Source organism: Streptomyces milbemycinicus (assembly GCF_002154605.1).
Taxonomy (GTDB): Bacteria; Actinomycetota; Actinomycetes; order Streptomycetales; family Streptomycetaceae; genus Streptomyces; species Streptomyces milbemycinicus.
In genome coordinates, this window is sequence record NZ_MUNE01000127.1 from 110,350 (window position 1) to 122,420 (window position 12,071).

11 protein-coding genes and 4 pseudogenes are annotated in these 12,071 nt (G+C 66.5%); 5 read left to right on the forward strand and 10 right to left on the reverse strand.

What is annotated here, in order from left to right:
- Positions 1-30: 30 nt before the first annotated feature.
- The 3 genes from CCN51_RS11540 to CCN51_RS11550 form a co-directional block, all read right to left on the reverse strand.
- Positions 31-423 carry an ester cyclase gene (locus CCN51_RS11540; protein ID WP_014182371.1) on the reverse strand — a complete coding sequence of 131 codons (393 nt, stop codon included), beginning with the start codon at positions 421-423 and terminating at the stop codon, positions 31-33.
- Between the two features lie 115 nt (positions 424-538).
- Entirely contained in the window at positions 539-1,198 is a 660-nt protein-coding gene (locus tag CCN51_RS11545; RefSeq protein ID WP_014182370.1) for an NADPH-dependent F420 reductase, read from the reverse strand.
- Between the two features lie 15 nt (positions 1,199-1,213).
- Entirely contained in the window at positions 1,214-1,954 is a 741-nt protein-coding gene (locus tag CCN51_RS11550) for an SDR family NAD(P)-dependent oxidoreductase (protein ID WP_014182369.1), read from the reverse strand.
- A 93-nt stretch (positions 1,955-2,047) separates the two neighbouring features.
- On the opposite strand from CCN51_RS11550, the gene CCN51_RS11555 reads away from it, so the two are divergent.
- Together CCN51_RS11555 and CCN51_RS11570 are read left to right on the forward strand one after the other, a co-directional pair.
- Positions 2,048-2,656 (forward strand): TetR/AcrR family transcriptional regulator, encoded by a 609-nt coding sequence (locus CCN51_RS11555; RefSeq protein WP_014182368.1) that lies wholly within the window; start codon positions 2,048-2,050, stop codon positions 2,654-2,656.
- A gap of 998 nt (positions 2,657-3,654) precedes the next feature.
- Positions 3,655-4,140 carry a transposase family protein gene (locus CCN51_RS11570; protein WP_086859518.1) on the forward strand — a complete coding sequence of 162 codons (486 nt, stop codon included), beginning with the start codon at positions 3,655-3,657 and terminating at the stop codon, positions 4,138-4,140.
- Positions 4,141-4,586: 446 nt separating this feature from the next.
- Here CCN51_RS11570 and CCN51_RS11575 read toward each other — a convergent pair whose 3' ends face one another.
- The 3 genes and pseudogenes from CCN51_RS11575 to CCN51_RS57235 form a co-directional block, all read right to left on the reverse strand.
- Positions 4,587-5,480, reverse strand: a complete 894-nt coding sequence (locus CCN51_RS11575; protein ID WP_014182366.1) for an alpha/beta fold hydrolase — start codon at positions 5,478-5,480, stop codon at positions 4,587-4,589.
- A gap of 815 nt (positions 5,481-6,295) precedes the next feature.
- Entirely contained in the window at positions 6,296-6,922 is a 627-nt protein-coding gene (locus CCN51_RS59920) for a tyrosine-type recombinase/integrase (RefSeq protein WP_078610819.1), read from the reverse strand.
- A 276-nt stretch (positions 6,923-7,198) separates the two neighbouring features.
- Positions 7,199-7,735 (reverse strand): annotated as a pseudogene (locus CCN51_RS57235) (glycoside hydrolase domain-containing protein); the annotation flags it as partial.
- Between the two features lie 258 nt (positions 7,736-7,993).
- On the opposite strand from CCN51_RS57235, the gene CCN51_RS11590 reads away from it, so the two are divergent.
- Together CCN51_RS11590 and CCN51_RS11600 are read left to right on the forward strand one after the other, a co-directional pair.
- Positions 7,994-8,827: a PIG-L family deacetylase gene (locus CCN51_RS11590; protein WP_043488355.1), complete on the forward strand. Its 834-nt coding sequence runs from the start codon at positions 7,994-7,996 to the stop codon at positions 8,825-8,827.
- Positions 8,828-9,479: 652 nt separating this feature from the next.
- Entirely contained in the window at positions 9,480-9,728 is a 249-nt protein-coding gene (locus tag CCN51_RS11600; protein WP_238545555.1) for a transposase, read from the forward strand.
- A gap of 84 nt (positions 9,729-9,812) precedes the next feature.
- Here the strand turns inward: CCN51_RS11600 and CCN51_RS11605 are convergent, their stop codons facing one another.
- Positions 9,813-10,709: an aminoglycoside phosphotransferase family protein gene (locus CCN51_RS11605; protein WP_014182363.1), complete on the reverse strand. Its 897-nt coding sequence runs from the start codon at positions 10,707-10,709 to the stop codon at positions 9,813-9,815.
- A gap of 168 nt (positions 10,710-10,877) precedes the next feature.
- Here CCN51_RS11605 and CCN51_RS11610 point away from each other — a divergent pair, with 168 nt between their 5' ends.
- A complete protein-coding gene (locus CCN51_RS11610) occupies positions 10,878-11,075 on the forward strand; it encodes an integrase (protein WP_202948326.1) in 198 nt (65 codons plus the stop codon).
- 270 nt (positions 11,076-11,345) lie between these two features.
- On the opposite strand, the pseudogene CCN51_RS59610 reads toward CCN51_RS11610, so the two are convergent.
- From CCN51_RS59610 to CCN51_RS11625, 3 pseudogenes are all read right to left on the reverse strand, one after another.
- Positions 11,346-11,441: pseudogene (locus CCN51_RS59610) on the reverse strand (AAA family ATPase); the annotation flags it as partial.
- A gap of 14 nt (positions 11,442-11,455) precedes the next feature.
- A pseudogene (locus CCN51_RS57240) lies at positions 11,456-11,563 on the reverse strand (integrase core domain-containing protein); the annotation flags it as partial.
- A gap of 165 nt (positions 11,564-11,728) precedes the next feature.
- Positions 11,729-12,056, reverse strand: a pseudogene (locus CCN51_RS11625) (ABC transporter substrate-binding protein); the annotation flags it as partial.
- Positions 12,057-12,071 lie beyond the last annotated feature (15 nt).

The window sequence follows — 12,071 nt, forward strand, 5'->3', positions numbered from 1 at the left end:
GTTGACGGCGTCCGGACTGTTTCTTCCGAATCAGCCGGTCAGCTGCCGGTGAAGTTCGCCGGCGTCGCGCAGGGCGGTCATGTGCACGAACCGCCCGTCGCGGAGCTGGTAGATGGCGTACTCGACGATCTCGAAGGAGGCGCCGGTGGGAGCCACGCCGAGCCATTCCTTGACCGGGGTACCCGTGTTGATCAGACGCGCAGCTAGACGGTCACTGTCGAAGAGCAGTTCCTTGAGCTCCCAGTGGAGGTCCGGGACCGCGTCCACGTCTTGCTTCTGCACCGCGATGAGGTCGTCCCGGGTGGCCGGCTCGCCGTTCAGGGTCGTCCGGTCGTTGATGAACTTGCCCATGCCGTCGAACTTGTGGGCGTTGAGTTCCTCGATATAGCGAAGGTAGAACGCGCGCAGATCACCGTCGGACATGAGGTGGCCTTTCTGTGCGGCAGTTCCAAATCGGAGCTGCACTTGGATGTTGATGGGACGCGACGCACTTTGCGGCCTCGCCGTGCCGGCCATCGCTGAAGCGGGTATCCGCCGGTCAGGAGGGCGCCTGACTGATACGCCGTGCTCTCGTCAGATTGACGGTCAGCTTGTCGCGGGTCTGGTGCGCGAGCTCGGTCCAGGCCGGCTGGCCGGGAGCAGTGCGCCAGGATTCGCTCAGCGGACTGTTGTCCACGGTGTCGAAACCGAACTGGTCGTACAGCCGCGTCACGAGTGCAACGGCTTCCGGGAAATTGCTCGAGGTCGGCAGCGCCAGTCGGTCGGGAGTGCCAGAGGGACGGCCGGCGGTGGTGATGCGGGGGGCCTGAATATGAGTGAATGCCTGAACGACTTTGGACGTCGGGAGGTGCTCCTGGCGCAGTTCGAGCACGGTCTTCTCGCCCGAGTCGATGACGTCGAAGTGGCCGTCGCGCCAGATCATGTAGTTGTTCGTATCCAGCACGATCTTGCCTGCCAGCCCTTCCACCGGCATGTCGTTGACAAGTTTGAGCGGGACGGCCACGACGGCGAAGTCGCCGGCTGCCGCGGCATCCGTAGCGCGTGCGGCGCGCGCTGACGGGCCGAGTTCAGCGACAAGGTTCTCCAGGGTCTCGGGGCCCCGCGAGTTGGCGATGACGACTTCGTATCCGTTTGCCAGTGCCGCACGGGCGATCTGGCTGCCGACCTCGCCTGCGCCGATGATCCCAATTGTTGTCATGGGTGGTTACGCCTCTCAGATCTGGTTCAGGCCGCCGTCGACGTACAGGCTCGAACCGGTGATGAAGCTGCTCTGCTCGGAGGCGAGGAAGGTCACGGCAGCGGCGATCTCTGCCGGGCGCCCGAGCCGGCCCAGCGGCACACGCGTCGCCAGTTGCTGCTTGAACCGCTCCGGGGCGGGGGTGAGCCCCGACAGTGCAGGGGTATCGGTCGGGCCGGGCGTGATGGTGTTGACCCGGATGCCGCGTCCCTTGAGTTCGTTGGCCCAGGTCCGGGAGAACGATCGGGTGGCGGCCTTGGTCGCTGCGTACACGCCGAGCGCCTGATCGCCGACGTCCACGTTGGTAGAGCCGTTCAGGATGACCGAAGCGCCGTCGTTGAGCAGTGGCAGAGCCTTCTGCACGGTGAACAGCGTGCCCCGGACGTTGATGCCGAAGAGGGTGTCGAAGTGCTCCTCGGTGACCTGCGCGAGCGGCACGAGCGAGGCGACGGAGGCATTGGCGAACAGGATGTCCAGGCCCCGTTCCTGGCTGCGGATCGTCTCGTAGAGCCGGTCCAGGTCGGCCAGGTTCGAGATGTCACCGGTCACCGCGGTAGCCGCTGAACCGATCACTTCGACGGCCGCGTCGAGTTCAGTCTTGCGTCGGCCGGTGATGAACACGTGTGCGCCCTCGGCCGCCAGCCGCACGGCACTGGCCAGGCCGATTCCGGTGCTGCCCCCGGTGACGAGAGCGGTCTTTCCCTCAAGTAGTCCCATGTGAGCAGCCCCTTCGATTTCCGTAGCGATCGCTGCGGAAGTCGAACGTTAGCACTTCTGCAGCGATCCCTGCAGAAGCGGTAGGCTGCGGGGGTGGAGACGAAACAGACCGGCCCGATCGGCCGACCGCGAGGATTCGACGCCGACGAAGCTCTCGAGCGCGCCATGCTGGTCTTCTGGAAGCATGGCTACGAGGGGGCCAGCACGGCCTGCCTGACGAACGCGATGGGCATCTCCACCACGAGCATGTACGCAGCCTTCGGCAACAAGGAGAAGCTGTTCCGCAAAGCCCTGGAGCGCTACACCGAAGGCCCGAGCGCATACCTGGCCCGAGCCATGGAGGAGCCGACCGCCCTCGGCGTCGCCACCGCGATCCTGGCCGGCACCGTTCGAACCACCACCCGCCCGGCCCATCCCCACGGATGCCTGGGCGTCCAGAGCGCCCTGACCACCAGCGACTCCGGGCAGGAAGTCCGTGACCTCCTCGTCGCCTGGCGCCAAAACGGCCACTCCTGCATCCGGGAGCGGTTCCAGCGTGCCGTCGACGACGGCGACCTGCCTCCGCAGACCGATCCGGGGCTACTGGCCCGCTACCTCACCACCTTCGCCTACGGCATCGCCGTACAAGCCGCGAGCGGTGTCGGCCGCGACGAACTCCAGGAGATGGCCGACGCCGCCCTGCGCAACTGGCCACTCTTCTGAGACCCGCCGACGTGCGTCTTTCGGCCACCCTCGGAGGGCGACCGCCACTCGCGCCGTCAACCGCTTGCGAGCCCAGCTCACGGGCATTTTCCCCGGGCTGGAACGGTCGCTGGACCTGACCAACACCGGACCGCTCACCCTGCTGACCGGCTACTGTGCGACATCCCGTGAGTTCTCCTGAGCCCCGCTGAGTTCCTGGCCCCGTGGCCAGGGGGTTCTTCCTCCTTCGTGTCCTCTGCCGGCTTTTGACGTAACTTCGGGATTCCTGAACCGTTCTCACGTCATCCGACCGATCCGCAGTCGGGCTGAAGGTGAGGGGGCTTGGGTTGGCGCCGGCGGTCGTACGGGACCTGCCGCACGCACCGGCTGCCGCCGCATCCAGCCGCTGAAGTGGAACTACTGCCGCCTGTACTGGTGCCAGGCCCGCCTCAGTGCGAAGAACGTCGCCGGCCATCCCGCGGACGAGACGGACGTGCGGGACCGGCTCGCCGCCATCCGGCATCACCAACTGTTCCTCGTCGGGATGCACTACCGCAGAAGACCGACCCCGTCGGCGCGGAGGCGCGGAGGACGGCGGAGAGCCCCGCGCAAGCCGCCTCCTGCACCGGCCTGGCGCCCGGGTCCCGGCTGGCGGCAGCTACCGCTGTTCGCACAGATCCCCGTGACTACAGCGGAGCGCCGATCACAAAGCCGCGGTCGTATCTGCCGTAACCGGACTGGTCCGGCCTCGAACTCAACCCCAAGGACACCAGGGCTGATGCGTTCCCAGCCTGCGAGATGGGCTGGTCGCCGGTGTACATGCCTGTGCGTGTGGTTCGCCCGGTTCGGCAACGAGAGACGCGACCCCTGATGATCAAGGTTGCCGAAGCCTTTGATCATGGGCAGGGGTCGCGTTCGCATGCCGTCCTTCCTGACCGGGTGTCCTGCAGCGCCACTGCGGAGACACCGACTCCATCTGCCCGGATCCGGAACCGCCGCAGCTCGCCTGCCTGGCCGAGGTGTTGGGCCGGATACCCGATCCCCACCAGGTCCGAGGCCGCCGCTACCGCCTGGGCTCCCTGCTCGCGCTGTGCCTGCTCGCCGTCCTCGGTGGAGCCAAGCCGTTGGCCGCCATCGCCCGCTTCGCCGCCGCCACCGACTCCGAACTGCGAGAACGGCTCGGGCCGGCCTCCACCACGCCGGACGCCTTCACACTGGGACGGCTCCCGGCCCGCCTGGACGGCGACGCGCTGCACCCCTGCCAGACCGTGATCGCTCAGCGCCAGGTCGCCGCGAAGAGCAACGAAATCCCCGCCTTCGCCCCACTGCCGGAACGGATCGACCTGCACGGCGTCGTCGTCACCGCCGACGCGACAGCACCAGCTGCCCGGTGTTCGTTAGCTCCAGCGCGTCTGCGCGATCAGGCCGACCACCAGACCGGTGAACGTCCGGTACGTCGGAGCGGTGAAACACCTGCGGAACACCATCAGCACAGCGGCAAGTGACGGTAGTGTCTCGTCCGGAAGCATCGGCGGATCACTCTCAACTCAGGGTGAATCAGACACCGTCGATGCTTCTGCATTCACCCCATCCTCAATCCGGGACCGAACCCGCTCACCACAACGAGCCACACACCTCACACCAGTTCACACACGACTCGATCGCGAAAAGTGCGAAACACGAGGCGTGTGTCATGCATGTGATAGTGCCCGGTCGACGGCGGCGATAGGTGAGGACTTCGTGTGGCGGCATGAGCAAGCCGCCGCAGAGCAGGCCCGGCGGGCTGTGCCCGCGCGGCTGCTCAGGAACGGGCGGCGTCGGCCTTCTTCGGAGCCGAGACCGCCGTCACTCAGAGGTGCCCGGAGGCCCGGTCCAGGGCACCTCCCCGTCCACCCCGCCCGGATCGATCAACAATCACGCAGAAGATCAACCGGCCGACGCACAGGTGGCTTCAGGCTCGGGCCCAGCGCTTCAGGAACTCGATCGCTGCGGAGCCGACCTCCGCGGGATGCGAGGCGCTCAGGAAGTGCTGCCCGCCCTCAATGATCTCCAGGCGCGCCTCGGGGGAGCTGGTGAACATCTGGATCTCCTCCTGGGCGTTCGGCACGGAGTACACCTGGTCCGCGGTACCGTGCAGCCACAGGACGGGGCAGCGGACCTCGTCGAGTCTGCCGTGGAGCCCGTCGCGGTCCCGCAGGTTCACCGTGCTGAGGCGCAGACGGTGGCGTCCGGCGTCACCGCTGTAGTTTGCACGGTAGGCGGTGAGCCAGAACTCGCGTTCCTCGGCTGAGACGCCGCCCAGGGCCGCGGCGAAGACGGCGTCTACGACCTCGTCCGGCACGACCCAGTCCTCGCCGACCGGGTCGGCGAGGGCGTCGACGAGCGGTGTGTTGGACCCTATCCCGTCCCAGCACCCCAGGTCGCGGCTGCGCGGGCTCTCGAAGTCCATCGACGTGCCGAGCGGGATGAGGCCCTTCACGACGTCCGGGGCGAGCAGCGCCATGCGGACCGCCACCCAGCCGCCCTGCGAGGTTCCCAGTACGAAGGCCTCGTCGATCCCGAGGGCCTCGAGGGCCTGCAGGTTCGCGACCGCGCTGTCCCAGTAGGTGAAGTGCTGGTACGCGGCCCTCGTGCGGCCGTGCCCGTAGGGTTCGAGGGCCAGCAGGTTGGCCGCGGACCCGAGCTCCGGGTCGGCGAACTGCGGCCGGTACAACTCGGCCGAGGTGGTGTACGAGTTGATCAGGACCAGCGTTGGGAGTGCGGGGTCGTACGGCTTGCCGAAGGTGTACCCGACGGTCGATCCCCCGAGGTGAGGGATCTCGACGGTCTGTCCGGGCTTGCTCACGGTGTACTCCTCGATTCGTATGCGGGGGTCTCTGAGAACGAGGCGTCGGAGCGGAGGACGGGAGTCCGGAGACGTCCGGCAGTCTCCGGTCCGCTCCACGCTTGCCAGCGGGTGGCGATGCAGGCGGTTCCAAGGCGCTAGTCGATGCCCTCGAAGCCCACTCGACGGAAGTCCCCACGAAAGAGCCGAGCACGGCTCGACGCGCCTTGCGCTCGGCGCTGCACCTGGGCCTGTCATGGTCACGCAAATATGCCCCTTCGGAGGACGGCTCCGGTCGAGTCCACTGCCATGATGGGCAGATGATCCACATGATGTCGAATAATGGTTCGGCCTCGCCCTGTTCGCATCTTTCGTAGCCGTGGCCCAAGAGGGCTCGATCTCGGCGGGCGCCCGCCGACAGGGAGTCACACAGCCAGCGATGACACCTGGTGCGCGGCACCGGACCGTTGCGGACGACACCCACGGGCGTCAGGTTCCACGACCGCCAATCGAGCCGCCAACGGTCAGCGGCCACTGCGCGATCTCCGGCGGCGTGTGGCACTCGTACTACGACGCCACCGATGTCTCAAACGCCCGCGTCCTGGGCATTGACCACCTCGTGAACGCCAGAACTACGCCAATGACCTGAGGGATGCGAGGTCCCTGGCGACAGTGAGTGCTCGGGAGAATCGCAGCAAGGCTGACCAGGACCCCGCGAGTAGCTTCCCACCGATTACCGATCGGGGAGCGCGCTTCCGGTGGAAGCTTCAGTCAATCAGTTCACCCATGGGACACACGATGCCAGGAGTTGCTCGCGGCAGAGCCCGCTTAGAGGATCAGGCCCGGCAACTCCACGCCATGCGGCAGATGAGTACTGCAGACGCCGTCCAGTCGCCCGCGATTCGAGTGCACGCTGAGGTCTCTCGAGGCCCTTGATTCGGTCTACTTACCCATTGCGCGGTGCCTGCGTCGATTAACCCTAAGCCTCGATCCACCGGGTGTCGGTTCGTCCAGTGTCCGGACATGAAAGCGGAGATGCACTCTGACCTGGGAAAATAGGAGTTCTCTAGGCTTCTACTCGACCAGTTCGGAGGTGCATCTCCGGGATGCATTCTTCCATGCCGCCACGTGCGGTGTCCGCAGCGTTCGATGATCCCAACCTGGTCGCGTGTGCGCACGGCGTGGCTGAGTGCGCTGGAGAAGGTGGCGCCGATCCGGTAGACGGCGGTGCGCCCGCGTCCGCGGGCGAGTTCGGCCTCACTCCAGGCGGTGATGTTCCGGGCCCGCAGATCGGTCAGGGGCAGTCGGCCGAAGGAGGGGATGAGGTCTGTGTGCACGTGGTCGCGGTAGTGGGCGAACGTCGTGGGCTTGAGCGTCTTCTCCCAGAGACGGAGCCACTCGGCGTGATACGTGGCAAGGGCGAGATCCTCGCTGCAGTCCAGGCCGGTCCGCTCGGACTCCATGGCACGCTCGAGCGCTGTCCCGGCGGCCTTCCGCGTGGCAAATCCGCCACGGCACAGGGGATGGCGCTTGCCGTCGGCCGAGGGCAGGTCGACGGCAAAAGCTCAGGACCCGTGCCTCGAACCATCCTGGAGTCGGGGGCAGCCGGCACCGAACTGCCGGCCGTCCGGGCGACGGCAACCGCAACGCCGGAACACCCGGCCGCGTTCAGGAGACTGAGAGGTCACTGCGTTCACCTCCGGTGGGGGAGTGCGTGACTCCACCATGGAGGCACCGGTGCCCGGCGAAAATGGTGGCTGATCACGTCCAGAGGCGATGTTGTTGTCGATCTCGATCCGACCATTACCGGAGCCGACCCACTTGGTGACGATCTGGCCGAAGGCCCAGTTTTCCGGCATCGCGTAGCCGAGGTTGCCGGAGAAGCCGGACGACATGTCGGACACGAAACGGGTGTCCGCATAGCCTTCCTCGGAGATCCGGGAGCACGCGTTGCGAGGGCCGTAGACCCCGATCTTATAAGGGCTGCCCAACCGGCCCATCTGCTCCTTGATACTCCGGAAGTACGGCAGGATGTACGAGGTGACCTTGTCGTTCACCGCGTCGTAGTCAACCGCGAAATAGATGCGTGAGCCCGGTTTGTACCCGTGCTCCTCCGCCTTGGCCGCGGCGTGCAAACAGTCCGCGGCGCCCTGCTCCACGCTGTAGTACAGGTGGCGGCCGATGTACTTGTAGCCGGCGTCCTTCAGGGCCTGCGCGCGGGCGGGGGTGATCTTCGTGACGCCATCGCACGCCTCACCCTGCCGGGCCTGGCCGCCACCCTGGCCGCCTCTTCGTTCTCGTGGGAGTGGCACAGTTCCGGTGTGCGGCGGGAACAGCCGGTCCGGCCGCCACTGTTGCACTGCCAAGAGAGCGGCGCCGCGCGGGCGGGGAACACAGAGACCAACAGCCGACGTGATCCGGGGCCCTCGGGTCCGCGGTACGCCCGGTCATCCGACATCCGATATTGAAGGGAGACCGCTCATACGCCCGCCACGGACTCGGACCAATGCTTTTTCACACAGGAGGACCGTTTCATGAATGACTTGCCCTTGACGCTTATGGCGGTACACGCCCACCCCGACGATGAGGCCACTGGAACAGGAGGTGTCCTCGCGCGGTACGCGGCGGAGGGCATTCGCACGGTCCTCGTGACGTGCACCGACGGTGGTTGCGGTGACGGACCGGGGGGTGTCAAGCCGGGCGATCCCGGACACGATGGGGCGGCCGTCGCCTTGATGCGGCGTCAAGAACTCGAGGCAAGCTGTGAAGTCCTGAAGATCAGTCATCTGGAGATGCTGGACTACGCCGACTCCGGGATGATGGGGTGGCCGACCAATGACGCCCCAGGCTCCTTCTGGCAGACACCCGTGGAGGAGGGCGCTGCCCGACTCGCGGAACTCTTGCGGCGCTACCAGCCCGATGTGGTCGTCACGTACGACGAGAACGGCTTCTATGGCCACCCGGACCACATCCAGGCCAACCGCATCACGATGGCGGCGCTGGCGATGACCGCGCTGACACCGAAGGTGTACTGGACGACGGCGCCCCGCTCGATGATGCAGCGGTTCGGGGAGGTCATACGCGAGTTCGGTGCGGACGGGCAGGAGCCGGATCCCGCTGAGGCCGCCGCGATGGCCGAGATCGGACTGCCCGACGAGGAGATCACCACCTGGGTGGATACCACCGCGTTCGGCGGCCAGAAGTTCGATGCGCTGGCCGCGCACGCCAGCCAGGGCGAGAACATCTTCTTCCTCAGGATGGGCCAGGAGAGGTTCACCGAGTTGATGGGCGTCGAGACCTTCGTACGTGTCCAGGACACCACCGGCGCGGCCGTGCCCGAGAACGACCTCTTCGCCGGACTGCGCTGATCCGCCCGCCCACCGGGGTCAGAGAGCTCATGGTCCGTACGGCTCGATCGGGCGTGTTCGCACACCCGGAGCCTTGTTCACGTGGGTTCCGCTCCGGTGGCCCTTGATCATCAGGGTGGCCCTGCTCGGTCGCGTGGCGGTTACGAAGACGCCAGTCCCCCCCACTCACCCGGGCAGGGCGGTTGAGCGGGAACGTTCGGCACTACGCTTGCCGAATACCTCGTCCGTGCAGGTCACGCGGCATGTCTGTATTCGGGGAGGATGCCGCCAAGGCGGTCGTGGCGTCGTGTGTTGAGGTGGCTTAGCTTGTTCGGATCGTCGATTGGTGTGGGCAGTGGGTGTAGCGGTCGGGCGTTCGCGATGCCCTGGTGCGGTCGATGGGAGTTGTAGAACTCCTCGAATTGCCGGTAAGGACGACCTCGATCCCCGTGCCCTTGAGGACAGCGTCGAACAGGGCGGGGAACTTCCCCGTCTCTGTCTCTGATGATGAATCGTGCCCGGCAGCCGACGTCCTCAAGGTCCATGACCAGATTCTTCGCATCCTGGGTGGCGCAAGCGGCAAAGAACCTGGTCATGGCCCCCGAGGACGCAGGCAGCTGCCGGTTGCGGTTCATGATTGGGGACAGCGATGAGAAGTTCCCTACATTGTTCGATGATACAGACCTGCAGACGCGAGTTCCTGGACCGAACCTTGATCGGGAACCAGCGCCACCTCCTCCACGCCTTACAAGAGTTCGAGCCGTTCTACAACGAACACCGCCCGCACCAAGGCATCGCGAACACCCGACCGCTACACCCACTGCCCGCACCAATCCACGATCCGGACAAGTCAACCCACCTCGACATACGACGACGAGACCGCCTCAGCGGACTCCTCCATGAATATCACCATGCTGCCTGATCTGCATGGATGACGTTCTCGGCAAGGGCAGGGCTGCCGCATGGCCCTCAATCAAGATCGAGAACAAGTTCAAAGAAGCGTGCATCAAACGCCCTTCAGAACACGATCAAGTGCCGCCCGGCCTGCAGGTCCCCAGTGCGGCTTGCCGCCGGGAAGGCCCCGATCTCCGTTCTGCCCCATGAGCATCAGGAAGAGGCTCTTCATAGCGGCCAGCCCGCGGGCGCGCCGGATCGCCGCCTCGTCTGCATGCGCGTACATGTCGAAGAACCGTGAGGCCGTGCCTGCGGGTAGCAGTACCCATGCGGCGGCGAGGTCCCACGCCGGATCGCCGGCGAACATGGCACCGAAGTCGACGATGCCCGAGAGCGTTCCGTCCGAGACGACGACGTTCGCGGGATGGAGGTCGCCGTGCACCCACACGGGCGGGCCCTCCCACGCGTGGGCCGCAACGGCATCGTCCCACACGGCCCGGACGTCGGCAGCGATGTCGTCGGGGGCAACGGCCTGGAAGAAGTTCTCGAAGCCGTCCGTGCAGTTCCGGGGATGGGCACCGCGGTCCGTAGCGATCGGCGCCTCGGCGGGCGCCTCCACATGGAGCGCCTGGAGGAAGCCCGCCAGCGTGTCGGCCGCGTGGGCGCCGCGGCTGATCGAGCCGTGGTCCAGCGGCTCGCCGGGAACCCACGTCATCACGGTCCAGTGCTTGGGGAAGCGCTCGGACGGTTCGCCGAACCGCACCGGGGTCGGCACCGGCAGCGGCAGGCGCGGGGCCAGCACGGGTAGCCACCGCCGCTCCTTGAGCTGGAGCTCCGGGGTGGGGTCCATGCGCTGCATGCGCACGGCCAACTCGTCCCCGAGACGCCACATTTGGTTGCCCCAGCCGCCCGCCACCTCGCGGATGGCCAGCCCTGCAAGGTCTGGATGTTGCTCCTGCAGCAGGTCGCGGACCAGGTCTGCGGTGATCTCGATCTCGGTGTCGGTCATACGAAGTCACAGTACTGAGGCGGCACGTGGAGCGGCTCTCGCTCTCCGGAACTTCTCGCTGTGATTCCTCTGGCATCACCAATTCGGATTCAGAGAGCTGCAGATCAGAGGCTTCGGGACGGAACGGCCCCAAAGTCCAGAGAAGCCTGTTCGACCTGCCCGATGTGCGTGACCACTCCCGAGTTCCTGCCCCAGCACTGGCAGCAGCGCGAACAGCTCCTGCAGATCGTCTCGGCGGCCGAGGCCTGCGGTCAGCTCCGCGTCGTCGAGATGAACCAGCAGGTCCTCGGCAACCTCGACCGGATCATCACCGCCCTGGAGGACGACGAGACTCCCGGCGGCACGGAGGTGGCCGATGCGGGCTGACAACTCGCGTCACATCGTCGCTGCCGCCCGCAGCCGCCACGAGTGCACCCGGGCCAAGTCGATCCGGGCCCTGCGCGAGATCGACGCCGCGGGCACGTGTCGGCGTACTCCTTTGAGCGCTTCAGCAAGTACACAGGTATGTACACCAGGTCTGGCACCAGCCAGTGTCATCCCGTAGGCATGGTGGCGGTGGCGATCTCTTCCGGGACCAGGAGAGAAGCCGATTCGAGCAGTTCGGGGACATCCACGCGCGTATTGTCGACCACGCTGTCAGGCGGCGTCGTCCCGCCCACGTTCGATGGCGGCCAGAGGGTTCTTGAGACGGTAGCTGGGCCCGTTGCTGGAGATGACTTCGCAGTGGTGGAGGTCGCCCCTTGTGGTTCGCGTCGTAGCACGGCGTTTTCATGGCGCATGACGAGAAGTTCGGCCTCCTTCGAGGTGTCCCGCCGCAGAAGCACCGCCGGGACGGAGAGAAGACGTCGAGTCACCTGGTACCGCCGCCAATGCCTCGCGTGTCGGCCCCTGCTCGGCGGACCGGGCGCGCAGCACGGTGAGCGCAGGGTCCCGACCGGAGAGCCACGGCAGCAGCCCGACGCCGGCGGTGACGGCGGCCAGTGCCGCCACCCGGGTCAGCCCGGCCCTCAGGGCGGCGGTCACTTGACGTACGTATCGACGGTGACCAGCTCACGTTCGCGTGGATCCTTGGCGGAGCCCACGACGTCCACCGCATCCCCCGGCGTCGGTGTTGAGGATCGCGGTCTCGGCCTTGAGGACCGCCGCGCGCCGGGCGTCGCCGGCCACGGTGGCCTCGGCTTTCCGTCCCGCCCCGTCGACCGTTTCGTCGCTGAGCTGGGCGATGTTGAAGGAACCGTCGCCGGCGAAGTCGCTGTGCAGATACGCGGCCGGGTCACCGGTGTCCAGCACCGTCGCACGGGAGAGGACGAAGGCGTCGAACTTCCCCGCCAGGGCGTCGGATTCGATAAACGAGACACTCCA